The organism is Streptomyces sp. NPDC007264 (genome assembly GCF_042869095.1).
In the GTDB taxonomy this organism is placed as follows: domain Bacteria; phylum Actinomycetota; class Actinomycetes; order Streptomycetales; family Streptomycetaceae; genus Streptomyces.
The window spans coordinates 102,614-127,908 of record NZ_JBIAFD010000010.1 but is presented as its reverse complement, the minus strand read 5'-3'; the positions used below and the strand labels follow the sequence as shown (position 1 = coordinate 127,908).

The window sequence follows — 25,295 nt, the reverse complement described above, 5'->3', positions numbered from 1 at the left end:
GCGTGCAACCGGCCCAGCCCCCGGCTGCCGTCGTACGGCAGCGCCGACACTCAGGGTTCTATGGCATCCGGCATGATCACAAGACAGGAAACGCGGTGTTTACCGGTCATACCCGCTCATTCGCATGCTTGTTGGATCCTTCTGGTGCGGTTGAGGTCAGCCGGGTACGGATGTTGAGGAAGTGCTCCCTCACGGCCTGCTCCGCTCGAACGGAATCCCCGGACCGCACCGCGTGGAGGATCTCCCGGTGCTGTCGGCAGGTGACCTTCGGGTCCTGCGGCACGTCCACCCGGGGGTCGGGCCAATCGTGTGGTTCTCCGGGGCGCGGGCGCGAAAAAGGCCCCCCGCTTGTGCGAGGGGTCTTTCGGTGGTGCGCCGCCAGGGACTCGAACCCCGGACCCGCTGATTAAGAGTCAGCTGCTCTAACCAACTGAGCTAGCGGCGCCCGCTGACGTGGAGAACTCTACCCGACGCCGAGGGGTGCTTCCGGCCGTGGGCCGGCGGGCTCCGGTCGGGGGTGGGGCCGATGGGGTGGGTCTCGCGTACATCGTTCGGACCGTCAACATGCGGTTCGGGTGCACGGTTGGAAAACTGACGGACATGCAGAAGTGAGGACATATCATCCGAATATGGACAGAATGTGTAAGGGGCATCGCATGGAGACTCCGGTGTTCGAGGAATCCGATCCCACGAGCGGACGCGACCGAGGCGGCCGCGTCCGCCGGCGGCCCGTCGGTCCTGCGTCTTCCCGGGCCGCCGGACGTTCCGGGGGGCGCGGCCCGACGGTCCGCAAGGCCGTCCTGCTGGCCGCCGCGGTGGGCACGGTCCTCGGCATGAGCCCCGCGATGCCCTCCCTCGCCGCCGCCCACGCCCCGCTGCAGCCGGGTGTGCCGGCGGACGACGCACTGCCCGACACCCCGCAGGGCCAGACCGCGCCGCTGCGGGGCCCGAGCGGGGCACCGGCCTCGGCCGCCCTGCCCAAGACGACCCGCGCGCAGATCATCAGACGGGCCAAGAAGTGGGTCACGGCCGCGGTGCCGTACGACATGAACAAGTACTGGTCGGACGGTTACCGGCAGGACTGCTCGGGCTTCGTCTCGATGGCCTGGAACCTCGGCAGCAACGAATGGACGGGCAGCCTCAACGCGTTCGGTGTCCGCATCTCCAAGGAGGAACTGCAGCCCGGCGACATCCTCCTCTTCCACAACAAGAGCAACCCCGAGAAGGGGTCGCACGTCGTCATCTTCGGCGGCTGGACGGACTACACCCACACGTCCTACATCGCCTACGAGGAGACCCCGCCGGTGGCCCGGCGGCAGGCCACCCCGTACGCCTACTGGTCCAATTCCGGCAGCTATGTGCCGTATCGCTACAAGGGCGTGACCGACGGCGCGGTCGGCACCAAGGGCGCCCCGGCCACGATCGCCGGCGCCACGCCCCCCGTCCTGCCGGTCCCCTTCCCGTCCGCCGCCTTCGGCCCGGGCGCCGACAACGGCAACGTCACCCGGCTCGGCAGTCTTCTCATGGCGCGCGGCGGGGCGCGGTTCTACCTCGAGGGCCCCGGTTCGCGCTGGTCCGAGGCGGACCGGCGTGCCGTCGCGGCGTTCCAGCGGGCCCAGGGCTGGACCGGGCAGGCCGCGGACGGGCTGCCGGGACCGGTGACCTGGAAGTACCTGACGCAACGGGCGGGCGCGGACATCCCCCTGACGGTCACCCCCACGGCGGGGACCGCCGCGGTGGGGGCGCCCGGGACCGCCGCCCCGCACCCACCGGCCCTGAACCCACCGGCCCTGAACTCGCCCGCCCTGAACCCACCGGCCGTGAACCCGGCAGGGACGCCCGCGACGGCGCTCGCCGGGCCCCCCGCCGCCCAGCCCGTGGGGAAGCCGGTGCCACGCGCCGCCGCGCCCGTGGTGCCCGGCTACCCGGGTGCCGACATGTTCCGCCCGGGCGCGAACAACCCGTACGTCACCCGGCTGGGCCGGCAACTGATCAAGAAGGGGTTCGGCTCCTCCTACCCGCAGGGGCCGGGGCCCGTCTGGGACGAGGCGGACCAGCGTGCCGTCGAGGCGTTCCAGCGGGTCCTGGGCTTCGACGGTGACGCGGCCGACGGCCGTCCGGGACCGGAGACCTGGCGACGGCTGTTCTCCTGACCCGGAGGCACAGGTGAACACGACGGCATCGCACACGCCGGAGTCCGAGGGGGCGCCGGACGGCGCCGACACCCGGTCCGCCCGGCTCATCCAGAGCGAGGCGACCACCGAGATTCCGGTGCACCTGCTGTTCCGGGACGACCCCGACGCGGCCGCCGTGCCGCTCGCGCCCGCCGTCGTGGGACGGCGGCTGGGCACCGGTGAGCAGCCGCGGGTGCGCCGGCCCGGCCCGCCGCCGGCCCGCCGGGTGCCGGTCGTCGACCCCGAGCCGGCCGAGCGGCCCGCGCGGGTGCTGCCCGGGGCGGTGGGAGTGATCGCCGGTCTGTGCGGACTGGTCGGCTGTGCGGCCGTGTCGTGGTGGGCCGGCCTGCTGTCGCCGGCCGCCGTGCGGACGCTGGAGCTTCCGGCGGGCGCCGGGGCGGGGCTCGGACCGGCGCAGCTTGCCGCGTACGCGGGGGCGGGCACGCTCGCCCTCCTCGGGTTCGGCGGCCTCGCGCGCGGGCGCGCGGGCGCTGCCTGGGTGCTCGATCTGTTCGGGCGGTACCGCGGCACGGTCCGTCGCGCCGGGCTGATGTGGATCAACCCGCTGGTGCTGCGCCGCCGGGTCGATGTGCGGCTGCGGCACTGGCACAGCGAGCCGATGGCCGTGGTCGACGCCGACGGCGTCGCGCTGCGCGTGGTCGTGCTGGTGACCTGGCGGGTCAAGGACACCGCGCGTGCCGTGCTCGGCGTCGAGGACCACCGGGCCTATCTGCGGGAGTGCGTGTCCTCGGCGCTCGCCCGGGTGCTGCCGCAGGTGCCGGCGGAGCCGTCCGCGGTGCGGGACGTGCCGGGCCCGGGCAACGCCGAGGCCCTCGGCGATCTGCTGACCCGGAGGGTGGTGGCGGAGGTGGCGCCGGCCGGCCTGGAGGTGTTCGCGGTGCAGCCGACCCGGATCGAGTACGCGCCGGAGACCGCCGCGCGGCCGGGGCGCCGGGGCATCGCCGCGCTCGACGCACGCCACCGCGAGGCCGTGCTCGGCTCGGTGGTCGACACGGTCGAGGACCTGGTGGGCCGGCTGGCCGCGCGGGGTCTGATCGGCGCCGACGACCGCGAACGCACGGCGCTGGTGAGGGACCTGACGGTGGCGTTCTGCGCCGGGCACCCGGTCGACGGGCCCTGAAGACCGCGTGCGATTGGTATGGACATGTTCAACTGGCGGCAATATTCTGACACTTGGTCTAGACCTGCACGCCTCAGGAACCTCCCCACGTTCTCCAGGAGCGGCAGCATGCGCACAAGGACCAAGTTGTACGCCGCCGTGCTGGGCCTGGCGACCGCCGGAGCCTTCGTGCTCTCCACCGGCGGCGCCGACGCCCACGGCTACACCGACCAGCCTCTCAGCCGGCAGAAGATGTGTGCGGCGAACGGCGGCATCGTCACCGGGTGCGGCGACATCCAGTGGGAACCGCAGAGCGTCGAGGGCCCGAAGGGCTTCCCCGCGGCCGGCCCGGACGACGGTCGGATCTGCTCGGCCGGCCACACCAACTTCGGCACGCTCGACCAGCCGAGGACGCCCTCGGGCGCGGACTGGCCGACGACCAGGGTGACCGGCGGGCAGAGCTACACCTTCCGCTGGCAGTTCACCGCCATGCACGCCACGACCGACTTCAGGTACTACGTCACGAAGCAGGGCTGGAACCAGAACCACGCCCTGACCCGGGCGGACCTCGACACCACCCCGTTCCTGACGGTGCCGTACAACGGCCAGCGCCCGCCGTCGACGCTCACCCACGCCGGCACCCTGCCGACCGGGCTGAGCGGGCACCACGTCATCCTCGGGGTGTGGACGATCGCGGACACGGGCAACGCGTTCTACTCGTGTGCGGACGTCACGTTCTGAGCGGCGTCCCGTCCCGATTCCGTCCCGCGGCCGTGTTCTGAGCATTCCTTGAGGGGCGTCGGCCCCCGGGGCGGGTACGGTCCACGCACGCCGGGACGACCATGACGGCGTGCGTGGAGCCGTGCCGACAACGGGGGGAACCGTGGGCCTCTTCTTCTATCTGGTGCCGAGCCTCATCATCGCCGGGGCGCTGGCCGTGGCGGCCGTGACGGTCCGCCGCTCGCTCCGGCTGAGGAGCAACTGGAACAGCGGCCTGACCGCCGAGGCGCGCTGTCTGAGCACGTACACCACGACCAGCGGCGGCGGTGAGACGTCGGTGACCACGACCCTGCACCACGTGTACGAGTTCACCACCCGCGGGGGCCGGCCGGTCCGCTTCGAGGAGGCGAACGGACCGCGGACCACGCTGGAGGGCGACGTGGTCACCGTCCACTACACGGCGGCCCACCCCGAGCGGGCCACCGCACACGCCCCGGCTCCGGTGAAGGTGCTGGCCGGCACGGCGGGCGTCCTGGCGTTCCTCTCCGTGGCCGTCCTGTTCTGCGTCGGCTTCATGGTCACGTTCGCCGAGTTCTCCGCCGCGGAAGGGCCGTTCATGCCGTGACGCCCCGGCCGGCCGGGGCGCCGTACCCGGTCCTGTCATCGGCCTCCACATCTGACGGAGCGTCAATTACCGTGCGGGCCCATGGAGTCCATGAGGGGTACCGTCGCGGAGCTGGTGCGGGAGCGGTGGGGCGACCACCGGCCGGGACTGTGGTTCGAGGGGCGGGCGCTCAGCCATCACGAGGTGGCCGCGGGGGCGGCGGCCCGGGCGGCGCTGCTCGCCGAGCTGCTGCCGCCGGACGCGGAGCCGCACCTCGGTGTGCTGCTCGACAACACCCCGGAGTACCCGCTGTGGCTGAGCGCGGCGGCCCTCGCGGGCGCGGCCGTCGCCGGGATCAACCCCACCCGGCGCGGGCCGGAGCTGGCCCGCGACATCCTGCACACCGAGTGCCGTGTCCTGGTCACCGAACGCACCCACCTCCCCCTTCTCGACGGGCTGCACCTGCCGGGGGTGCGGTTGTTGGTGACCGACACGGACACGTACGCGGATCTCGTCGCCGGTTACGCGGACGCCGGACCCTACGCCTCGAAGGCCACCCCGGCCGACCGCCTCCTCCTCTACTTCACCTCCGGGTCCACCGGCGCCCCGAAGGCCGCGGTCTGCACCCAGGGGCGGCTGGCGGCGGCCGGCCGGTCGCTGTCCGGCCACTTCGGGCTGGGCGCCGACGGCGTGCACTACATCTGCATGCCGATGTTCCACGGCAACGCGGTCATCGCCGACTGGGCCCCGGCCCTCGCCTCGGGTGCCGCGATCGCGCTCCGGCGGCGCTTCTCCGCCTCCGGGTTCCTGGACGACGTACGGGCGTACGGGGCGACGTACTTCACCTACGTCGGGCGCGCCGTGCAGTACCTGCTGGCCACCGAGGAGCGGCCCGACGACCGGGACAACCCGCTGCGGCTCGGCTTCGGCACGGAGGCGGGCGCCGTCGACGCCGCCGCCTTCGAGAGGCGCTTCGGGGTGCGGCTGGTGGAGGGGTACGGATCGTCCGAGGGCGGTGCCGCCATCCAGCGCACTCCCGGCACCCCGGCCGGGGCGATCGGCAGGGCGGCGCCCGGCGACGACCTCGCCGTCGTCGACCCGGAGACCCGCAGGGAGTGCCCGCCCGCCCGTCTCACCGCGGACGGCCGTCTGCTGAACGGCGGCGAGGCCATAGGGGAACTGGTCAACCGCGGGCCCAGCCCGTTCGAGGGCTACTGGCGCAACCCGGCCGCGGACGCGGCGCGGCGGCGCGGCGGCTGGTACTGGACCGGCGACCTCTTCTACCGGGACGCCGACGGCTTCCTCTACTTCGCCGGCCGCACCGACGACCGGCTCCGCGTCGACAGCGAGAACCTCGCCGCCGCGATGATCGAGAACGTCCTCGCCCGGTACGGGGACGCGGTGGCCGTGGCGGTGTACGCGGTGCCGGACCCGGTGGCGGGCGACCAGGTGATGGCGACGCTGGCGCTCGGACGTGGGGCGGGCTTCGATCCGGTGGCCTTCGCCGGTTTTCTCGCCGCCCAGCCGGACCTGGGCACCAAGATGGCGCCCCGCTTCGTGCGCATCGTGGACCGGATGCCGGTCACCGCCACCAACAAGATCCAGCGCGCGGGTCTCCGGAAGGAGGGCTTCCGCTGCCCGGACCCGGTGTGGTGGCGGCCCTTCGGGGAGAGGGAGTACCGCCGCCTGCGCCGGCCGGACATCGAGGCGCTGGTCACGCAGTACCGGGCCCAGGGCCGGGAGGACCTGCTCGACCGGTAGCGGCCGGGTCATCGCACCGGGCGCCGGCCCTCGGCCGGCGGTGATGGGGGTGTGGGTGGCGCAGCCCCCGCTCTGCGCGGCGAAGCCGCGCAGAAACGGTGATGGCGACCCGGTTCGCGCTGTCCGCGAACAGGAATCGCCATCACCATCGTGCGCCGCCAGGGACTCGAACCCCGGACCCGCTGATTAAGAGTCAGCTGCTCTAACCAACTGAGCTAGCGGCGCAGACTCCGTCGCTGTGCGCTCCCACGCCCGGCGACGAAAGAAATACTACCTGGTCCGAAGGTGTGCTCGGGACCGTTCAGATCGCCAGGGAGAGGAGCACGGGGGCCGCCCCCCGGTTGAGCCGGTCCGCCGCCTGCCGCAGGCGGTGGGCGTCCTCCACCGGCAGGGACAGCGCGAGGCAGCCGACCGCGGAACCCGCCGTGATCGGGACGGCCGCGCAGACCGTGCCCACCGCGTACTCCTGGAGGTCGAGCACCGGGACCGTCGGGGGATGGGCGTCGAGGCGGGACAGCAGCGCCTTCTCGCTGGTGATCGTCCGTGAGGTGAGCCGGACCATCTTGTGGCGGGCCAGGTGGTCCCGGCGGCCGTTGAGGTCGAGCTGGCCGAGCAGGCTCTTGCCGACCGCGCTGGCATGGGCGGAGGAGCGGAAGTCCACCCACTCGTGCACGGCGGGGGCCGCGGGGCTCTCGGCGTGCCGGGTGACGTGCACCTCGCCGTCGATGTAGCGGCTCATGTAGACCGCGGCGCCCACCGAGTCCCGCAGCCGGTCGAGGGTCTGCTGGAGCTTCTCGCCCAGCGCCCGCTCGCGGCCGTGGGCGGAGCCGAGCCGGCCGAGGGCGGCCCCGGCGACGTACGCGCCGTCGACGGCCTGCTCGACATAGCCCTCCCTGCGCAGCATCCGCAGGAGGGAGGTCAGCCGCTGGGCGCCGAAGCCGGTCTCGCGGACCAGCTCGGCGTCGGTGACGCCGGTGGAGCGCCTCGCCACCGTCTCGAGGAGGCGCAGGGCGTCCTGTGCCGAGTGGTACGGGGCGGTCGGCTCATGGGTCAGCGCCACGGTCTCCCCCTGCGCTTTCGGGCCATTCTCGGGACTGCTCGGCTTCTCCCACGATAGGGCCGAAGTGGATGCCCGGGAGGAGGTGTTGACGAAGTCCGCGGCGCCTTCCGGCCTTCCCGGCAGGAACGCGCCACTCCGGCATATGCCGTGGTCACGACCCGGACGAGTGATCCCGGGCCGGCCGCGCCGTGTTCACCTTCCGTGGTCACAGCACCGCGCTCAGGAATTCCCGGGTGCGGGTGTGGTCGGGGGAGCCGAAGATCTTCTCGGCGGACCCCGACTCGACGACGTGGCCGGAATCGAACATCAGGACCCGGTCCGAGATGTCGCGGGCGAAGCCCATCTCGTGCGTCACGCACAGCATGGTGATGTCCGTGGTACGAGCGATGTCACGGAGGACGTCGAGGACCCCGGCGACCAGCTCGGGGTCGAGCGCGGACGTCACCTCGTCCAGCAGCAGGACCTGGGGGCGCATCGCCAGCGCCCGGGCGATCGCGACGCGCTGCTGCTGGCCGCCGGAGAGCTGGCTCGGATACTTGTCGAGGTGGTCGCCGAGCCCCACCAGTTCGAGCAGCTCGCGCGCCCGCTGCTCCGCCTCGTCCGCGGACAGGCCGAGGACGGCGACCGGCGCCTCGGTGATGTTCCGCAGCACCTTCATGTTGGGGAACAGGTTGAACTGCTGGAAGACCATGCCGATGTTCTTCCGGATCTCCCGGACCTGCTTCTCGGCGGCCGGGAAGAGCCGCTGTCCGCCCACGGTGATCGTGCCCTCGTCGGGCCTGTCCAGCGTCATCAGCAGCCGCAGGATCGTCGTCTTGCCGGATCCCGAGGGGCCGATCAGCGTGACGTGCTTGCCGGCCTCGACCGAGAAGTCGAGCCGGTCGAGCACCGTGTGGTCGCCGAAGCGCTTGGTGACCTTCTCGAAGCGGATCAGCTCGCCGGTGGCCGCCGGCGGGTTGGCGTGGGCGTCGGGTTCCTTCATCAGAGGGGTGTCAGCGGACAAGGCGTCGCTCCAGGGCTCGCAGGAGGAGGGAGGCGGGGTAGGAGATGAGGACGAAGGCCACTCCGATGACCGTGAGCGGCTCGGTGAACTGGAAGTGCTGCTGTGCGAACAGCCGCGCCTCGCCGAGCATGTCGAGGACGGTGATCACCATCAGCATCGGCGTGTCCTTGAGCATCGCGATCACGTAGTTGCCGAGCGCCGGTACGACCCGGCGCACCGCCTGCGGCAGGATCACCGCGGTCCAGGTGCGCAGCGGCGGCAGGCTCAGCGCGGTGGCCGCCTCCCACTGGCCGGCGGGCACGCCCTCGATGCCGGCGCGGTAGACCTGCATCGTGTACGTCGAGTAGTGCAGGCCGATCGCGACGACGCCGGTGGTCAGCGCGGAGAAGGCGAGCCCCCACTCGGGCAGCACGTAGAAGAGGAAGAACAACTGCACCAGCAGCGGGGTGTCGCGGACGAACTCGGTCACGACCCCCACCGGCCAGCGCACCCACCGGGTGGGGGCACGCATCAGCAGCGCCCACACCAGCCCCACGGCGAACGAGATCAGCGAGCCGAGGGTCAGCGCCCGGAGGGTGACGAGCAGGCCGTCCCAGAAGTGCGGCAGGAAGTCGCGGACGGCACCCCAGTCCCAGGTCACGACAGACCACCTCCCACCGCGGTGGTGCCGGTCCGGCGCGGGGAGAGGGCGGGCCCGGACGCCGCCGCCTTGCCCGCACCTGCCTTGAGGCGGTGCTCGAGACCCCGCATCAGCCGGGTCAGCAGGAAGGCGATCACGAAGTAGATGAGCAGGACGTACGTGTAGATCTGCGCGCTCTCCTGCAGCGCGAGCCGCACGAGGTTGCCGCTGAACGCCAGGTCGCCCATGCCCATGACGGAGACCAGCGCGGTCCCCTTGAGCAGCTCGACCAGCAGGTTCGAGAACGGGGGGATCATCTCCGGCACCGCCTGCGGCAGCAGGATCTTCCGCATCCGCTGCCACGGCGTGAAGCTCAGCGCGATCCCGCCGTCGCGCTGCGCCGGGTCGACGGCGTTCAGGGCACCGCGCACGATCTCGGCGCCGTACGCCCCGTAGGTCAGCCCCAGCGCGAGCGTGCCCGCCCACATCGGCACCAGCTGCCAGCCGAAGGCGAGCGGCAGCACGAAGAACACCCAGAAGATCATGATCAGGGCCGAGGTGCCGCGGAAGACCTCCGTGTAGAAACCGGCGAGGAAGCGCACGATCCACAGCCGGTGGGTGCGCGCCGTGCCGACGGCGAAGGAGACGGCCGCCGCGAGCAGCGCGCCGAGCACGAGGAGCTGGACGGTGGTCCAGATCCCCTTCAGTACGAGTTCCCACAGTCCCGAGGTCATCCGCGGCACAGCTCCTTCGCGGTCATGTCGGTCATCTCGGCCTCGGTGAAGCCGAACGGACGCAGGATGCGGAAGAGTTCGCCGCTGGCCTTCAGCTTCCTCAGCTCGGCGTTGAAGGCGTCCCGCAGCTTCGTCTCGGTGGGCCGGAACGCGAAACCGCCGCCGTCGACGTGGGGCCGGCCCTTGACGAGGGGCGCGAAGGGTTTCGTCGCCTCCGCCTCACGGGACTTCCTGACGACCTCGCGGGTGGTGAGCGCGGTCCCGGCGAACACGTCCGCGCGTCCGGCCTCGACCGCATTCAGCCCCGCGACCTGGTCGGGGACGATCAGGATGTCGCTCTCCCGGTAACCGGCGTCGACGGCGTATTGGATCTCGGCGTAGCCGGTGCCGGTGGCGAATTTCGCCTTCTTCTCGACGACGTCCCGGTAGTCGTGCAGGCCCATCGGGTTGCCCTTGCGCACGATGAAGGAGTCGAGCATCTGGTAGTCGGGATCGGCGAAGACGACCTGCCCGCAGCGCTCCGGGTTGATGTACATCCCGGCGGAGACGACGTCGAACTGCTGGGAGTTCAGCCCGGGGATGAGCGAGCCGAACTCGGTCGGCACGGGCTGGACGCGGTCGACGCCGAGGCGTCCGAAGACGACCTTCGCCAACTCCGGGGCCTCGCCGGTGAGCTCGCCGTTCTTGTCGATGTAGCCGAAGGGGATCTCGCCGGCGATGCCGAGCCGGACGACGCCCTGGGCCTTGAGCCGGCTGAGCAGATCGCCGCCGGGCGTGCTCGACGCGGCGGCGACGCGGCTGCAGCCGGCGGCCGCCGGCACGCCGAGGGCGGCGAGAGCGGCGAGCAGTCCGCGGCGGGTGGTTGCGGGTGTTCCCGGGTCCTTCGTCCGTGGGGGAGCCATGGGCGCGCGGCTACCCGGGAACATGCGATGTATTCCGGCCGGTTCCGGCCCCGTCGAAAGGCCGGGGCCCCCGGCACCGGCCGGCCCACGGCGGCCGGCGGACCGAGTCGCTCGGCCGACCAGGTGAACGAGGCGCGCGGCTTCGCCCCGGCTGGGTACCCGGCGACGGGGTCCCCTCCAGGCTCGGCCGGAGAAGGCGGCACCACGGGGACCCGCACCGACGGAACGACAGGAAGGCTGGGCATGACGGCACTCGGATTCCTCTACCCGGGTCACTTCGCCGAGGACGACTATCCGCGCATCGAACAGTTGCTGGGCAGCGACATCCGGGTGGACCTCGTCCACACCGAGACCGGCGAGGACGACTGCCGCGTCGACGTCCTGCGGAAGACGGGCGCGCCGCAGCGGCTCGCGGCGGGCGTCGAGGGACTGCGGCTCACCGGCGCCGAGGCGGTGCTGTGGGCGTCGACGGGCGGGAGCTTCGTGTACGGCTGGGAGGGCGCCCACGCCCAGGTGCGCGCTCTCGCGCAGGCGGCCGGGACGCCGGCCTCCTCCACCTCCTTCGCCTTCGTCCACGCGGTACGGGAGATCGGCGCCCGACGGGTGGCGGTCGCGGCGACCTACCCGCAGGGCATCGCCGACCTGTTCGCCGGATTCCTGGGGGCGGCGGGCACGGAGGTGGTCGCGGTCCACGGCGCGGGCCTCACCACGGCGGCGGAGGCCGGCGGCTGGGGCGCGGACGAGGTGCTGGCGCTGGCACGCGAGGGCGACCACGCCGACGCCGACGCGGTGCTGCTGCCCGGTACGGCGCTCCACACGGCCGCGCACCTGACGGCCCTGGAGAAGGCGCTGGCCAAGCCGGTCCTCACGGCGAACCAGGTCACCGTGTGGGAGGCGCTGCGCCTGGTGGACCGCCGGGTGAACGCGCCGGCCCTGGGGACCCTCTTCCGGAGGGAGCCCCTCGTGCAGGTGTGACCGACAGGGGCGGCGCCCGGCCCGGGAATAACCGGGGACTGCCTCCTGTTCTCTGCCCCCAGGAGACGCGACGCGCACCCAGGAGGCAACCCGGTGGACGAGATCCGAGGCACGGCACAGGGCACCGCCCCCGTCCCCCTGTCCGTACTTGACCTGGTCACCGTCGGCGCCGGGCGCACCGCCACCGACGCCCTGCGCACCAGCGTCGCCCTCTCCCGCCTGGCCCAGGCGCGCGGCTACCACCGCTACTGGGTCGCCGAGCACCACTCCATGCCGGGTGTGGCCTCCTCCTCACCCGCCGTGATCCTCGCCCATCTCGCCGCCCACACGGACCGCATCCGCCTCGGCTCGGGCGGTGTGATGCTCCCCAACCACGCCCCGCTGGTCGTCGCGGAGCAGTTCGGCACGCTGGAGGCCATGGCCCCGGGGCGCATCGACCTGGGCCTGGGCCGCGCGCCCGGCACCGACGGCGCCACGGCCGCCGCCCTGCGCCGCACGGACGGGCTGAACGAGGGCGCCGACGACTTCCCCCAGCAGCTCGCCGAGCTGACCCGCTTCCTCGACGACGACTTCCCGGACGGCCACCCGTACGCCCGCATCCACGCGGTCCCCGGCCCCGTCCAGGCCACCTCCCCGGGCGGTGTGCAGTCCCCGCACCGTCCCCCGATCTGGCTGCTGGGCTCCTCCGGCTTCAGTGCCCGGCTGGCCGCCATGCTCGGTCTGCCCTTCGCCTTCGCCCACCACTTCTCGGCCCAGAACACCATTCCGGCGCTCGACCTCTACCGCGAGTCCTTTCGCCCGTCCGAGGTCCTCGACGCCCCGTACGCCCTCATCGGCGTCGCCGCGCTCGCCACCGACGACGAGAAGGAGGCCCGCCGCCAGGTGCGGGCCACGGCCCTGAACATGGTCCGGCTGCGCATGGGCCGCCCCGGCCTCGTCCCCACCCCGGAGGAGGCGGAGGCGCACGAGTTCAGCCCCCTGGAGGAGGAGTTCATCGCGTCCTGGACCGCCAACGTGGTGCACGGCACGCCGGACGAGGTCCGCTCCGGCCTCGACGACCTCCAGAAGCGCACCGGCGCGGACGAGTTGATGCTCACGTCCAACGCCCACAGCGGCGAGGTGCGGGTGCGCTCCTGCGAACTGGTCGCGGACGCCTACGGGTTGCCGGCCGAGTGACCTCGGGAGGGTGCCGTCGCAGGGGGACGGAACCTTTCCGGCCCTCCTGCTCCTCCCGGTCTTCCCGGCCGGCCCGGTCTCCCCGGCTCACGCGGCCTCCCCGGCCGGCCCGGTCTCCCTGCCCTCCCGGTCAGGAGTGCGGGCAGGCCTCCGAGCCCACCAGCTCGGAGATGCGGTCCGGCGGCACCGGCCGCGAGTACAACCATCCCTGGCCCGTGTCGCAGCCGATCCGGCGCAGCCGGGTGGCCTGCGCCGAGGTCTCCACGCACTCCGCGGTGACCGTCAGGCCCAGCCGGTGGGCGAGCTGGATCATGGCCTCCACGATGACCTCGTCCGCGGGGTTCGGGCGGCCGTCCGCGCCCTCGTACTGGAAGCCGCGGACGAACGAGCCGTCCAGCTTCAGCACCGACACCGGCAGCCGGCTGAGGTAGGCGAGGTTCGAGTAGCCGGTGCCGAAGTCGTCGATGGCGATGCGCACCCCCATGTCGCTGAGGGCCTGGAGCGCCTGGATCGGCCGCCCGGCCGAGCCCATGACCGCCGACTCGGTCAGCTCCAACTGCAGCAGGTGCGGGGCCAGTCCCGTGCGTGCGAGGGTCTCCGCCACGTCCGCCACCAGATCGGAGTCCCAGACCTGACGCACCGCCACGTTCACACTGACGAAGATCGGCGGATCGTCCGGGCGTTCCAGCTGCCAGCGGCGTGCCTGACGGCACGCGGTCGCCAGCGCCCAGCGCCCCAGCTGCACGATCGAACCGTCCTCCTCGGCCAGCCCGATGAACCGATTCGGCGTCAGCGTGCCGAACTGGGGGTGGTGCCAGCGCACCAGCGCCTCCACGCCCCGCACCCGTCCGTCCTCCAGCCCCACCAACGGCTGGTACTCCAGGGCGAACTCGCCGCGCTCGATGGCCGGACGCAGCGCTGAGGACAGGGCCTGGCGGGTCATGCGGTGGGCGTTGCGCTCCGGGTCGAAGAGGGTCCAGCGTGCCTTGCCGTCGGCCTTCGCCCAGTACAGGGTCGTGTCGGCCGCCTGCATCAGCCCGGTCGCCGTCGTGCCCGCCGCCTGCCGCTCCACGACGCCGATGGACGCCGAGAGGGACAGCCGCTGCCCGGCCAGGTCGAACGGCTCCTGGAGGGCCTTGAGCACCGCCTCGGCCAGGTCGGCGAGTTGCTCGGTGCCCGTGGAGTCCTCGACGAGCAGGGCGAACTCGTCGCCGCCGAGCCTCGCCACCAGGGGAGCGACCGCCCGCGCGTGTCCCGCCTCGTCCGCGCAGCGCGTCAGGCGTCGCGCGACGGCCACGAGCAGCCGGTCGCCGACACAGTGGCCCAGGGTGTCGTTGACCGCCTTGAAGCCGTCGAGATCCAGATAGCACAGCCCGATCCGGCCGGTGCCGCCCTCCTCGTACGCCTCCGGCTCCAGCGCGGCCGAGAGCCGTTCGAAGAACAGCGTGCGGTTGGGCAGCCGGGTCACCGGGTCGTGCATCTGCAAGTGCCTCAGCCGGGCCTGGAGTTCACGGCGCTCGCTGATGTCGGCGACCGACAGGAGGACCGCCTTCTCCGCCTCCGGCAGCGGTGTGACGGACACCTGGACCCAGAGCGAGTGCCCGTCGGGGTGCTTGAGGCGGCGCGTGCAGCGCAGCCGGGCCCGACGGCCGCGCAACACCTCGCGGTAGGCGTGCCAGGTCCGGGTGTCCGAGGACAGGTCCACCAGGTCGGCGGCGGCCTTCCCGGCCAGCGCGTCCGTGCCGGTGCCGAGCAGCGAGCCCAACGTCTCGTTGGCGGTGACGATCAGGCCGTCCGGGTCGATGAGCGCCATGCCGAGCGGGGCGACGGAGAACGCGGCGCCGAAGGAGGCGGCCCGCGGCGCGGCGGCGCCGGAGCGCGGCGCCGCGTCGGCGGGTGGTGCATGGCCAGGTGGGGGATCGGTGGGTGGTGCGTCGGAAGGTGGGGCGTCGGCGGGTGGGGTGTCGACGGGTGGGGCGAGGGCACGCTCCCCGGGCACGGGCGGCGGCCCGGTGGTCGTACTGGTCGAGGCATCGACCTTACTCTGCGTGACGGCCGGACCGAGGAGGTCTGCCGCGGGTGTCGGTCCTTCGGACGTTCCGCTCACCGCTCGCTCCCGCAGTGCACTCGTTCGTCGTACAGATCTCGTGGGTCCGGTCGGGGTCGACGGCCGCGTGGCGGGCGACCGTACAGGCCGTGTCCGTGCAGGAAAGTGTGCCGATCATAGAGGCTGGCCCAGGGGCCTTCCAGCCGCCGTGCGATCTCCCGGAGCGCGCGGATGTGCTGACAGATCGTTTCTGCTCGCTCCTGGCAATGGTCCGCCGGGTCTTCGGCGGTTGTGACGTTCCGTGAGTATTCGAGGTGTCGGGCCATGTCGGCCGCCCCCTCGGTGCTTGTGCGCCGTCCTGCGCTCCTGTTCCGCACCACCCCTCCCCTCGGCCGTCGCGGTTCCCAACTGGCCTTTCCCCCGACTGGTGGTGTCTCACCCTTCCGGTGCAGACAAACAGGGCGTAGCCATACAAGTAAGACAAGGCTGGGTGCGGAGTTCCGAGAACCGCATCCGGAGGTCGATGTGCCGCGTCCGCTCGCTGGCAACGGGTTCGCCCGCAGGGTCCTGAAGGGCTTCCTGCCGGGTGGGTCGCCCTTCCTGCGCAGCACCGCGGCCGTGGTCACGACGATGACGGCGCTGATCGCGACCTCGCTGGGCGCGGGCCCCGCGCTCGCCGGACCACAGGCGGCGGCCTGCCGGCTGACCCGCAGCCAGGCCCACCACTCGGAGGGTGACGCCACCTGGAACTCCGCGTACGCGCGCCCCACCCGTCCGCTCGACGCGATCATGGTCTATCTGTCCTTCCCGGACGCGACGCCCGTGACCACTCCGCGCGAGCTGACCGCGGACTACTTCCCGGCCACCAGCCGCTTCTTCGAACGCGCCTCCTACGGCAGGTTCACGCTGCGCCCGCACCGGCTGAGCCACTGGATCCGGATGCCGCACCCGTCCACCTCGTACGCCATACAGCGCGACTGGAAGGCCGAGCACCGCAGGGCGTACCTGCGCGACGCGGTCGCCGCGGCGGACAAGGACGTCGACTTCTCGCGGTACGACGTGGTGTACCTGGTGGCCGACCCCGACGCGCCCGGCGTCGACTCGGACGCCACGAAGGTGGTCAACCTCGACACCCCGCTGCGGGCCGACGGGACGGACCTGCGCCGGGTGGTCACGGTCTTCGAGAAGCATCCGCCGGACCGGCTCGTCCTCGCGCACGAGACCGGACACGTCTTCGACCTGCCCGATCTCTACCACCGGCCCGCCGACGGCAAGGGCGACTGGGACACGTACGTCGGCGACTGGGACCTCATGGGCAGCCAGTTCGGGCTGGCGCCGGACCTGTTCGCCTGGCACAAGTGGAAGCTGGGGTGGCTGGACACCCGCCAGATGGTGTGCGTGCGGGGTGCCGGGAGCACGCGGCTGACGCTGGAGGCCGTGGGGGCGGGCCCGAGCGGGGTGCCGCAGGTGCCGGTGAACGCGCGCGGACTGTGGGGGACCGGGGTGACGGGTGCGGCGGGCACCGGCGCGGCGGGCCTGCGGCCCGGTGTGCAGGCGTTCGGGTCGGGGCACGGCACCAAGCTGGCGGTGGTGCGCACGGGGCCGGACAAGGTGCTCGTCATGGAGGCGCGCGGGGCGGTCGGGAACGACGAATCGGTCTGCACGCAGGGCGTCCTCGTCTATCGCGTCCGCAGCGAGACGGCGTCCGGCGGTGGCCCGATCGAGGTCCTCGACTCCCACCCGCACTCCACGGCGTGCCGCGACAACTCGGTCTACCCGCCCCTCGCGGACGCCCCGGTGGGCGTGGGGGAGACCTTCACGGCCCCGGGGGAGCGGGTCAGGGTGGCCGTGGAGGACCGGACGGCCACGGGTGCATGGACGGTACGCATCACCCGCACCTGACGGCGGACGAGTGACGCAGGTCGACCACGGCGACGGGGCCTCGCCGACGGCCCCTCGGGGGACAGCCCACCGGGCGGCGCCCCCGGCCGGCGGTGATGGGGGTGTGGGTGGCGTAGCCCCCACCCCGCGCGGCGAAGCCGCGCAGAAACGACGATGGCGACCCGGTTCGCGCTGTCCGCGAACACGAATCGCCATCGCCATCGTGCGCCGCCAGGGACTCGAACCCCGGACCCGCTGATTAAGAGTCAGCTGCTCTAACCAACTGAGCTAGCGGCGCCTGCTGACGTCGTAGACCTTAGCACCCTGGTCGGCGGGAGGAAAAATCGATATCCGTCCGGCCGTGGAGGCGGCGGCACGGGCGGCCCGCACGGCCGCCCAGAGGAGGACCTCGGGCCCCGGCAGCCAGGGGTGGCGGGTGTCGGGGGCCACGAGCCACCGGGCCGCGCGCCGGGTGGCGGGAGCGCCGGTGGGCACGGTCACGGCGTCCCCGGGGCCGTGGCACAGCAGGGGCGGAACGGTACGGGCGCGCCCGCCCCACTCCTCCCAGGCGAGCAGCGCCGGAAGCCGCAGGGCCGTGCCGGGGGCCGCGAACAGCAGCATCCGGCCGCGGTGCACGGCGACGGGCCCGGAGCCCGGCCCCTCGTCCCAGAGCCGGTCGAGCATGCGCCGTCCGAAGATCGCGGGGGTGTTGAGGACGTCGAACGCGGTGCCGCAGCGCAGGGAGACCGGGGCCGTGGGGCGCTCGGCCCAGGAGGCGAGGGCGCCCTGCGGATACGTTCCTGCGGAGGCGAGCCAGGCCGCGCCCTCCGCCGTGACGCCCGAGACGTCGCACCGGTCGGGAAGAGGGGCTCGGAAGGGGTCGGCGAACGGTGCTCGACTGCTCATATCGCAAGATCTACCGTCGGTGAGCGGGCCATCGCCGAGAGTCGCGGAAAACGGGGACAGCGGAGCGACGGGCGGAGTATGGTGCCGTCCGGCATATGCCCGAAGATCATTCCGCACCCGCACCCGCACCCGCACCCGCACCCGTAGTCCGAACCCGCACCGGGCACAGGGCCGACGCGGGCCCGGGAGCGGGAGGCGCCGGGCCCCGGGCTCAGCCCAGATTCTCCGGCCCGCTCGCGTCACCGCCGCGCAGCAGGTCCCGTCCGAACTCCACCATCTTCTTCGTGTAGTCCTCGGTCCATTCCGCCTGCTCGGCGATCGCCGCCGGCGTCAGCCGGTCGAAGCGGCGCGGATCGGCGAGCTGGGCCGCGGCGATGGCCTGGAACTCCACCGCCCGGTCGGCCGCCGCGCGAAACGCCTGGGTCAGCTCGGTCGCCCGCGCCAGCAGCTCCCGCGGGTCGTCGATCGACTCCAGGTCGAAGAAGTGCTCCGGGTCGGAGGCCGCATCCGCGGGCTCGAAGAGCAAGGGCGCGGGGCGTAGCCGCGGCTCGTTCCGACGCGGCGTGGGCTCCGCCATGTCTTCTCCTCCTCGTACGGTCCGGGTGGCACCGCCCTTCGGGTGGGCCACCGTCCATTGTCGCGCGCCGGGGCAAGAGGGCCGGAGCGGACGGGACGCGCCCCCCCGGGACCGCCCCCGGGCCCCTGCGGCACACGGCCTCGCCGCCCCGAGGCCACCGGCCCGTGCGATGTGCCCTGGGCCCGTCCGCATGCGCCCGCCGGTCAGGGCCGCCACGGCACGCGGTGCTCCGCCAGGTGCGCCAGCACCGCGTGGTTGGCCTCCCACCCGTCGGGAAACTTCACCGTCACCCCCAGCTGCACCGGCTCCGTCGACGGATGGTCGTCCAGCAGCTCCGTCACCCCCGCCCGGCACACCACGATGCACGCGTGCCGGTGCCGGGACGCCAGCACGCACAGCCGCCCCGTCTCGAGGTGGAAGGCCGTCGCGTCCGGGCGCCCGGACAGCGGGTGCAGCACCACCGTCACATCGAACTCCCGGCCCTGGAGCCGGTTCGCCGTGTCCACCGTCACATCCGGCACTCCGAGGTCCGCCAGCGCGGAGCGCACCGCCGCCGCCTGGTCCCGGTGCGCCGTGCCGACGGCGATCCGGTCCGCGGTCAGCGGCACCGGCTCCTCGCTCCGCTCGGACACCGCCGCCCCGCCCCGGTCCAGCAGCCGCCGTACCACTCGGGCGACCGCCCGCACCGCCTCGGGGTCCGTGCGCGGCGTGTGCCGCGCGGGCAGCTCCAGCAGCCCCCAGCCCGTCTGCGCCGCCTCGTCGATCACCCGGTCGGGGCCCGAGCCGTCCGAGGCCACCCCGAACGTGAGCCGCCGGTCCCCGTGCCCCGTGCCGCTGCGGAACGGCGTGTACGGGTAGAACGCGTGCGACACCAGCGGCGCCGCCGACGCCGGCAGCCGCCACGACACCGGCAGGCGGTGCTGCGGCAGCTGCGGATTGTGCGCGAGGAGCGTCGTCACGGCGGACGCGGACGGGTCGTACGACAGCCCCGCCCACTGCTCCGCGCCCACGATCGCGAACGGGTCCAGCTGCCCGGGGTCCCCCACGAACAGCGCCCGCTCGAACAGCCCCGCCACGGCCAGCAGCGCGTCCGAGCGCATCTGGTACGCCTCGTCGACGATCGCGTGCCGCCACTGCTCGACGCCCTTGACATGTGCCCACTTGGCGGCCGTCGAGATCACCACGTCCAGGCCGGCCAGCTCGCCCGCCTTCGCCGACTTCCTGACGTTCGGCAGATCGTCGAGCGCCTTGTCGTACGGGTCCGGGTCGCTGCTGTGCAACCGGCCGACCGGCAGTGCGGGATCCTTCTCCGCCAGCCGCAGCACCAGGTCGTCCACCTGCGCGTTGGTCTGCGCGATCACCATCAGCGGCCTGCCGGCGGCCGCGAGTTCGAGTGCGGCCCGCACGACCAGCGTCGACTTCCCGGCCCCCGGTGGCGAGTCGACGACGACCCCGCGGTGCGTGCCGTGCAGCGTGTCGCGCAGGATCGCCTCGGTGGCCCGGGCGGCCTCGGCTCCCGGATCGAAGGCCCTGCCCGGCTGGGCGAACACGGTCACAGCACGTCCTCCTCGGTCACCGGATCCGGCTGCGGCAGCGCCTCGGCCTCGCCCGGCGGACCGCCGTGCGTCCACGGCGTCTCCTCCGGGTCGGGCAGCTTCGCCCCGCCGCGCTGTTCGTGCTCGAACAGCGTGAAGCAGACGCGGTCGCCCTTCTCGGGTACGGAGCCGGCCTCCGGCTCCCGGCCGCGGCCCATCTTGTCGACGATGCGCAGGACCACGAGGTCCGCCGGCCCGTCGTGGCCCTCGTAGCCGACGAACTCGGCCGCCTGGGGCTTGCCGCCCAGCGACCGGTACACCTTCGTGCGCTCCCCGAGGTGCGGTCGGTCCTCGGTCCGCAGCGTCACCAGGGGGCGCGGGCTGGGACGCTTGCCGTCGCTGTACGCCATCACCACGTCCGTGACCTCGCCCGCGAACGCCTCCCCGGCGAGCCGCCGCCCGGCCATCACCAGCGGGTCGTCGAGCGCCTCCTGGGCGTCCAGGCGGGCCTGCTCGCGCTCGCGCGCGGCGAGCTTGTTCGCCGCGGTGACCGCGTCGTCGCGGCGCGGCTGCGGCGGCTCCCCGGCGGCCACCCGGTCCCGGTGACCGGTGAACGACCAGCGGTCGCGCGTCCAGCGGTCCGCCACGTGTGCGCCCTCCGGCAGGGCCCGCAGGAGGTCGAGTCCGTGCCACACCGCGTCCCAGGTCGGACGAGTACGGCTCGCCACCAGCGCGCGGACGTCCCGTTCCGCCGCGGTGAGCGCGCCGAAGCCGTCGTCCGCCTCCAGGCCGTCCTCGGCGGCGGCGAGCCGGGTCCGCGCGCGGTCGTAGCGCTCGATGGCCGGGGCGAGCAGCCTGTTGTCGAAGGCCGGGTCGGTCGCGGGTCCCGCCGGCGGGCACAGCAACTGGCCGTCCTCGTCCCGCGCGACCTCGGCCCGCAGCGCCGCATGCGCACCGGAGACGCCCTCCGGCGGGTCGATCCAGGCGAGCAGCGCGCCCAGATGCTGGTCCTCCAGGCCGGACTGCCCGGTCGCCCAGTGCCGCGCCAGCACCTCGGTGAGGGCGAGCAGCAGCGAGGAGCCGGGGACCCGGGCGCGCTCCCCGAAGTGGGTGAGCCAGCGACCGAGGAGCGGTACCCGCGGGGGCGCCGGGTGCGGGGTGTCCGGGTCCTGCTCGGCGGTGCGGCGGAACCGCATGGAGCGTCCCAGGAGGCGGACGAGGTCGATGCCCGCCCGGCTCGGCACGATCAACTGCGGGGCGTCGGCGCACAGGTCGACCTCCACCTTGACCCGCTTGCCGGTCTCCGGGTCGGTCTCGGAGCGCTCGGCGGGCTCGACCGCGTCGGCGTACGCGTCGAGGTACGGCAGCACGACGTCCGCGAGCTCGGTGAGGAACGCGAACCTCAGGTCGCGGTCGCGCGGCTGCGGCACCACAAGCAGCCGGGGGGCGTCCCGGTCGGTGCCGACCAGGGCGCCGAGCGGTGCCCCGGCCTCGCCTGCGGTGGTGAGCGGCACGAGGACCAGGGGCCGCTCGGACAGGTGCCGGTGCCGGACCGTGGCGGCGGGCTGGGCGCGGCCGGAGCGCACGGCCTCCAGGCGGGCGAGCGTGGCGATCAGCGACATGCGGCGCCCTCCGGGCGGGCGAGCGCCTCCGCCCGCAGCCGTGCCGCCCTGCGCAGGGCCGCCACCGCCGGGTCGTCGGGGTCCCCGGCCGCCCCGTGGGCGGCGGCCAGGACGTCGTCCACCGTCGTCAGGCCGCCGAGCTCGGCCCGCAGCGACCGTCCGTAGGAGGTCACGGAGCCCTCGGCGCGGGAGCGGTCGCGGCAGTGGAAGGCCAGTTCGCAGGAGGCCAGGCACTCGGGCGCGTACGTCGCCGGGACCGACTCGACGGCGGCCGCCAGCTCCTGGGGAGGCAGGTCGGGGGCGAAGCAGGTGCCCTCCGGGAGGTCGTCCGCGATCTCCTCGATGCGGGTGAGCCGGGCCAGCTGGCGCCGGGTGACCGCGCGCTGCCTGCGGATGTCGACCGGGGACGCGGTCGGCAGGTTGGAGAAGTCCTTCGGGCACACCAACAGGATCCGGTGGCGCACCACGGGCGCGGCGGCGCTCTCCTGGGTGCGCCCCTCCGGCTGCCCGCCGAGACGCGCGGCGACCTCCTCCAGCGCCAGCACGTACACCGCGGACTGGCGGGCGGCGGCGCCCACCTTCGCCGGGTCGGCCGAACCGTCCAGCATCGGGAAGGACTTGATCTCCACGACCGTCCAGCTGCCGTCGGGGTGGACCACCACCGCGTCCGGTTCCAGGAACGCGGGGGAGCCCGCCACGTCGAGGGCGAGCATGGGGTGGTCGAGCAGCGCCCAGGCCCGCGCCTCGGTGGCCTCGCGCAGCGCCATCGCCGTGCGGGCCGTGCGCCCCTCGGGGCCCACGGCGGCGAGGTCGGGAACCAGGGCGTCCTGCGGGGCCGCGGCGGCCGGGTCCAGCTTCTCGTGCACCAGCCGCAGCAGTTCGGCACCGCCGTCCGCCTTGACGCGGGCCTCGAAGGCGTTGCCCCGCATGAAGGCGAACTGCGACTGTCCGAACGCCGAGGGTGCGCCCAGCGCGCCCGCCAGCGCCGCCTTGTCCACCCCGGCCCCGTCCAGGAGCGCGCGCCGCCGGCACCCGGGGTTCGCGGCGAGCGCGGCCAGGGCGCGCGCGTCGAGGGCCTTGGGCCGTAGGGAGGGGCCGCGCAGCTCAGAAAGTTGCTGCCGCAGCGCCCTCCCCCGCGTCCGCGGGGGAGGCACCCTGCTCGGTTCCGGGCTCCGGTCGGGAGGTGCGCTGTCGGGGAATTCGCTCACCCGCGGAAGTCTGGCATCCGGCACTGACAATCGGGGAACCCGTGGCCCGCGGGACGCCGGTGACGGTCGTGGTGTGCGGCCGCAGCCGGGCCCGGACCGCGTCCGCGGCCCGCGTCACCGGCCGGGTCAGCAGCAGGCCGACGCCCATCACGGCGACGCCCGCGACCGCGTCGAGGAAGTAGTGGTTCGCGGTGCCCATCACCACGATCGCGGTCAGCAGCGGATACGCGACGCCCGCCGCCTTGGCCCAGCGCGTCCCGCCGTAGGCCCACAGCATCACTCCGCACCACAGCGCCCAGCCGACGTGCAGGCTCGGCATCGCCGCGTACTGGTTCGTCATGCCGCCCAGGCCCCGCGGCGCGCTCGCCTCACCGCCCCACCAGCCGTAGGAGCTGTACTGGGCCATCGTGTCGACGAAGCCGTGGCCCGTGGAGAGCAGGCGGGGCGGGCAGGTGGGCAGCAGCGTGAAGCCGATCAGGCCGATGAACGTGGACGTCATCAGCCAGGTGCGGGCCGCCCGGAAACGCTCGCCGCGGCGCCGGAAGAGCCACACCAGGATCGCCGGCGTCACCAGGTAGTGCAGTGACGCGTACCAGAAGTCGGCCGGCACGCCGAGCCACGCCTCGTGGGTGAAGAGCCGGTTGAGCGGGTGCTCGGCGTTGATGTGCAGCAGTTTCTCCAGCCGCAGGATCGCCACTCCGTGGTCGACGGCGCCCGCGACGTCGCCCCGGGCCAGCAGCCGGCCCGCGGAGTAGGCGCCGTACACCAGCAGGATCAACGGCAGTTCCGTCCACCAGCGCAGTCGGGGCGGCGAGCCCACTCCGGTGCCTGGTGTCTCGGCCTGCGGCATCCGATTCGCCCTCCCCCTTCTGATCTGCTGCGGCTCCCGGCGGTCCGGTCGTGCCACCTTACGGCGTACGCGTCCGTTCCGTGATGGGTGCCCCCCGGCCCACAAGACGCGCACACCGCTCCCCGGGTTGCCCGCCAAGCGGTGCGGAGGCGCGACGGCGGACGGGCTCCGGGTGGTCCGCCCGGGGCGGTTCATCCGGCGCGACGGGGTTCCGCCGGGCGCGGCAGCATCGCGTGGCGGTCGAGGAACGCCGACACCCCGGACGCGCGCCTGTGCGGCAGCAGCACCCTCGCCGTGCCCGCCAGCATCGCCTGGACCCTGGACGACTGGACCTGGTCCAGGAGGTCCAGGACGCGTCGACCGGCCGCGGCGGCCTCGTCGGGGCGCCCGCCGCGGGCCAGGTCGTCGGCCAGTTCCGCGGTGTACAGCGCGGTGTTCCGGGTGAAGTGCGGGTCCTGGAGCTGTGCCGCGCGCCGGGCGTGCCGGGCGGCACGCGGCCAGTCGCCCAGGGCCGACCAGCACTGCGCCTCCAGGGCCGCGAGTTCGGCCTCCCCGTAGAAGGTCATCCACTCGGGGTCGGCGTCCCTCGGCCCCCGCTCGAAGAGGGCCTGCGCCCGGGCCAGCGCCTGCTCGCAGCCCGCCCGGTCCGCGAGCCCCGCCCAGCCGCCCGCCTCCCGCAGGGCGAGCAGTGACATCAGCCGGTGGGAGCCGAGCGGGCGCGCGACGCGCTGGGCCGCCTGCGCCGCCCGGACGGCCTCCCGGGGCCGGCCCGCGTCGCGCGCGAGGAACGCCGTGTTGCAGAACGCGTGCGCCTCCAGGGCGGGGTCCCCGGAGATCCGGGCCGTCGCCAGCGCCTCGGCGTAGTGCGAGCGGGCGTCGTCGAAGCGCCCCGAGTCGTGCGCCAGCCAGCCCACGGAGATGGCCAGTTCACCGGCGCCCGTGTACAGCCGATCGGCAACCGCCTGCCGGGTGGTGCCCGCGTCGAGCAGCGCGTACGCCGTGCGCAGGGGACCGGCGGCGCGCCGGTAGAGGCCGTCGGCGCCGTGCCGGTCGTCGAGGACGCGGATCCTGCGGACCGCCTCCTCGAGCGCGCCCGCCTCGGACGAGCCGGGACGGCCGGCCGGGGGTTCGGCGGCCGCCGCCCGGCCGCCGAAGGCGAGCCCCAGGGGGCCCAGGGAGGCGGCCGCCACCGTGGCGGTTCCGCCGGTCATGAATGCGCGACGCCGCACGTCGCTCTCCTCGGTGTGCTGGTCGTCGTACGCGTGCATGCCGTACGACTCGTGGGTCTCGTGGGTCTCTTGGCTCTCTTGGCTCTTGTGGGCCTCTTGGGTCTCGTGAGGCTCATGGAGCTTTGCGTTCTCACAGGTCTCATACGTCTCATGCGTATCGCCGGTCTCACCGGAAACGGAAGGACGGCTGCCGGAGTGCGCGGGGGGCGCCTCGTCGGCGCTGCGCGCCCCTCGGCCGCGTACCGCCGAGCGGGGCGCGAAGCCCAGGTCGGTGAGCGTTCGCCCCGGGAACATATGCAGGAACACTCGTTCGTAGGCGTAGTTGGGGCAGCGGATCTCGCCCGCCTCGACGCGCCCGATGTACCGCGCGTCACAACTGACCCGCTCGCCGATCTCGCGCGCGGCGCGCCGTACCGCCGCGGCGAACTCGCCCGGGGAGCGCTGTCCGCGCAACTGCCGGAAGGCCAGGTTGGGCCGCGATGGCCGGGGGAACTGGGACGAGGTCATGGCCGGGCCCTCTCGTGCGAACCGTCGAACCATGCCGGGTTCAGGGTGAGTTGTCTGCCTGGTGGCAGTTGGTTCCCCTGCGTCC

21 protein-coding genes, 3 tRNA genes and 1 pseudogene are annotated in these 25,295 nt (G+C 73.5%); 8 read left to right on the top strand and 17 right to left on the bottom strand.

All coding sequences use genetic code 11. The features are described from left to right. Positions 1 to 106: 106 nt before the first annotated feature. Positions 107 to 286 (bottom strand): annotated as a pseudogene (locus ACFYMU_RS19145) (FCD domain-containing protein); the annotation flags it as partial. A gap of 82 nt (positions 287 to 368) precedes the next feature. Next, positions 369 to 445 (bottom strand) — tRNA-Lys (locus ACFYMU_RS19140). A 211-nt stretch (positions 446 to 656) separates the two neighbouring features. Here ACFYMU_RS19140 and ACFYMU_RS19135 point away from each other — a divergent pair. The 5 genes from ACFYMU_RS19135 to ACFYMU_RS19115 all read left to right on the top strand — a co-directional run bounded on the left by ACFYMU_RS19135 (position 657) and on the right by ACFYMU_RS19115 (position 6,379). Then, positions 657 to 2,153, top strand: a complete 1,497-nt coding sequence (locus tag ACFYMU_RS19135; protein WP_388374270.1) for a peptidoglycan-binding protein — start codon at positions 657 to 659, stop codon at positions 2,151 to 2,153. A 13-nt stretch (positions 2,154 to 2,166) separates the two neighbouring features. Continuing rightward, positions 2,167 to 3,315 (top strand): SPFH domain-containing protein, encoded by a 1,149-nt coding sequence (locus tag ACFYMU_RS19130; RefSeq protein ID WP_388374268.1) that lies wholly within the window; start codon positions 2,167 to 2,169, stop codon positions 3,313 to 3,315. Between the two features lie 108 nt (positions 3,316 to 3,423). Next, positions 3,424 to 4,035, top strand: a complete 612-nt coding sequence (locus ACFYMU_RS19125) for a lytic polysaccharide monooxygenase (RefSeq protein ID WP_388374266.1) — start codon at positions 3,424 to 3,426, stop codon at positions 4,033 to 4,035. Positions 4,036 to 4,156: 121 nt separating this feature from the next. After that, entirely contained in the window at positions 4,157 to 4,639 is a 483-nt protein-coding gene (locus ACFYMU_RS19120; protein WP_388374264.1) for a DUF3592 domain-containing protein, read from the top strand. An 81-nt stretch (positions 4,640 to 4,720) separates the two neighbouring features. Further along, positions 4,721 to 6,379, top strand: a complete 1,659-nt coding sequence (locus ACFYMU_RS19115) for a long-chain-fatty-acid--CoA ligase (RefSeq protein ID WP_388374262.1) — start codon at positions 4,721 to 4,723, stop codon at positions 6,377 to 6,379. A 151-nt stretch (positions 6,380 to 6,530) separates the two neighbouring features. Here the strand turns inward: ACFYMU_RS19115 and ACFYMU_RS19110 are convergent. The 6 genes from ACFYMU_RS19110 to ehuB form a co-directional block, all read right to left on the bottom strand. After that, positions 6,531 to 6,604, bottom strand: a tRNA-Lys gene (locus tag ACFYMU_RS19110). Positions 6,605 to 6,680: 76 nt separating this feature from the next. Next, on the bottom strand, positions 6,681 to 7,439 hold the full coding sequence (locus tag ACFYMU_RS19105) for an IclR family transcriptional regulator (RefSeq protein ID WP_388374260.1): 759 nt from the start codon (positions 7,437 to 7,439) through the stop codon (positions 6,681 to 6,683). A gap of 205 nt (positions 7,440 to 7,644) precedes the next feature. Next, on the bottom strand, positions 7,645 to 8,421 hold the full coding sequence (gene ehuA, locus ACFYMU_RS19100; RefSeq protein ID WP_388374258.1) for an ectoine/hydroxyectoine ABC transporter ATP-binding protein EhuA: 777 nt from the start codon (positions 8,419 to 8,421) through the stop codon (positions 7,645 to 7,647). A gap of 10 nt (positions 8,422 to 8,431) precedes the next feature. After that, the gene (gene ehuD / locus ACFYMU_RS19095) at positions 8,432 to 9,082 is read right to left on the bottom strand and encodes an ectoine/hydroxyectoine ABC transporter permease subunit EhuD (RefSeq protein WP_388374256.1); all 651 of its coding nucleotides are present in this window, start codon (positions 9,080 to 9,082) and stop codon (positions 8,432 to 8,434) included. Further along, positions 9,079 to 9,795, bottom strand: a complete 717-nt coding sequence (ehuC, locus tag ACFYMU_RS19090; RefSeq protein ID WP_388374254.1) for an ectoine/hydroxyectoine ABC transporter permease subunit EhuC — start codon at positions 9,793 to 9,795, stop codon at positions 9,079 to 9,081. The genes ehuD and ehuC overlap by 4 nt, the downstream gene beginning before the upstream one ends. After that, the gene (gene ehuB / locus ACFYMU_RS19085; protein ID WP_388374252.1) at positions 9,792 to 10,697 is read right to left on the bottom strand and encodes an ectoine/hydroxyectoine ABC transporter substrate-binding protein EhuB; all 906 of its coding nucleotides are present in this window, start codon (positions 10,695 to 10,697) and stop codon (positions 9,792 to 9,794) included. Before ehuB ends, ehuC begins: the two co-directional genes overlap by 4 nt. Positions 10,698 to 10,940: 243 nt before the next feature. On the opposite strand from ehuB, the gene ACFYMU_RS19080 reads away from it, so the two are divergent. Further along, positions 10,941 to 11,672 carry a decarboxylase gene (locus tag ACFYMU_RS19080; protein ID WP_388374250.1) on the top strand — a complete coding sequence of 244 codons (732 nt, stop codon included), beginning with the start codon at positions 10,941 to 10,943 and terminating at the stop codon, positions 11,670 to 11,672. A 93-nt stretch (positions 11,673 to 11,765) separates the two neighbouring features. Next, positions 11,766 to 12,848, top strand: coding sequence for an LLM class flavin-dependent oxidoreductase (locus ACFYMU_RS19075; RefSeq protein ID WP_388374248.1), 1,083 nt, complete (start codon positions 11,766 to 11,768; stop codon positions 12,846 to 12,848). 130 nt (positions 12,849 to 12,978) lie between these two features. On the opposite strand, the gene ACFYMU_RS19070 is transcribed toward ACFYMU_RS19075, so the two are convergent. After that, on the bottom strand, positions 12,979 to 14,955 hold the full coding sequence (locus tag ACFYMU_RS19070; protein ID WP_388374246.1) for an EAL domain-containing protein: 1,977 nt from the start codon (positions 14,953 to 14,955) through the stop codon (positions 12,979 to 12,981). Positions 14,956 to 15,420: 465 nt separating this feature from the next. Between ACFYMU_RS19070 and ACFYMU_RS19065 the strand changes: the two genes are divergently transcribed. Beyond that, positions 15,421 to 16,797, top strand: a complete 1,377-nt coding sequence (locus ACFYMU_RS19065) for a M6 family metalloprotease domain-containing protein (protein WP_388374244.1) — start codon at positions 15,421 to 15,423, stop codon at positions 16,795 to 16,797. Positions 16,798 to 17,000: 203 nt separating this feature from the next. Here the strand turns inward: ACFYMU_RS19065 and ACFYMU_RS19060 are convergent. The 8 genes from ACFYMU_RS19060 to ACFYMU_RS19025 all read right to left on the bottom strand — a co-directional run bounded on the left by ACFYMU_RS19060 (position 17,001) and on the right by ACFYMU_RS19025 (position 25,210). Beyond that, positions 17,001 to 17,074: transfer RNA gene (locus ACFYMU_RS19060), tRNA-Lys, on the bottom strand. Further along, positions 17,065 to 17,742: a bifunctional DNA primase/polymerase gene (locus tag ACFYMU_RS19055; RefSeq protein WP_388374547.1), complete on the bottom strand. Its 678-nt coding sequence runs from the start codon at positions 17,740 to 17,742 to the stop codon at positions 17,065 to 17,067. The genes ACFYMU_RS19060 and ACFYMU_RS19055 overlap by 10 nt, the downstream gene beginning before the upstream one ends. Positions 17,743 to 17,893: 151 nt before the next feature. Beyond that, the gene (locus tag ACFYMU_RS19050) at positions 17,894 to 18,259 is read right to left on the bottom strand and encodes a hypothetical protein (RefSeq protein ID WP_388374242.1); all 366 of its coding nucleotides are present in this window, start codon (positions 18,257 to 18,259) and stop codon (positions 17,894 to 17,896) included. Positions 18,260 to 18,462: 203 nt separating this feature from the next. After that, positions 18,463 to 19,815: an AAA domain-containing protein gene (locus tag ACFYMU_RS19045; protein WP_388374241.1), complete on the bottom strand. Its 1,353-nt coding sequence runs from the start codon at positions 19,813 to 19,815 to the stop codon at positions 18,463 to 18,465. Beyond that, the gene (locus ACFYMU_RS19040) at positions 19,812 to 21,416 is read right to left on the bottom strand and encodes a hypothetical protein (RefSeq protein WP_388374239.1); all 1,605 of its coding nucleotides are present in this window, start codon (positions 21,414 to 21,416) and stop codon (positions 19,812 to 19,814) included. Before ACFYMU_RS19040 ends, ACFYMU_RS19045 begins: the two co-directional genes overlap by 4 nt. Further along, positions 21,407 to 22,570, bottom strand: a complete 1,164-nt coding sequence (locus ACFYMU_RS19035) for a hypothetical protein (protein ID WP_388374237.1) — start codon at positions 22,568 to 22,570, stop codon at positions 21,407 to 21,409. Before ACFYMU_RS19035 ends, ACFYMU_RS19040 begins: the two co-directional genes overlap by 10 nt. Beyond that, a complete protein-coding gene (locus ACFYMU_RS19030; RefSeq protein WP_388374236.1) occupies positions 22,521 to 23,474 on the bottom strand; it encodes a phosphatase PAP2 family protein in 954 nt (317 codons plus the stop codon). The genes ACFYMU_RS19035 and ACFYMU_RS19030 overlap by 50 nt, the downstream gene beginning before the upstream one ends. A gap of 191 nt (positions 23,475 to 23,665) precedes the next feature. After that, positions 23,666 to 25,210, bottom strand: a complete 1,545-nt coding sequence (locus tag ACFYMU_RS19025; RefSeq protein ID WP_388374234.1) for a hypothetical protein — start codon at positions 25,208 to 25,210, stop codon at positions 23,666 to 23,668. Positions 25,211 to 25,295: the final 85 nt, after the last annotated feature.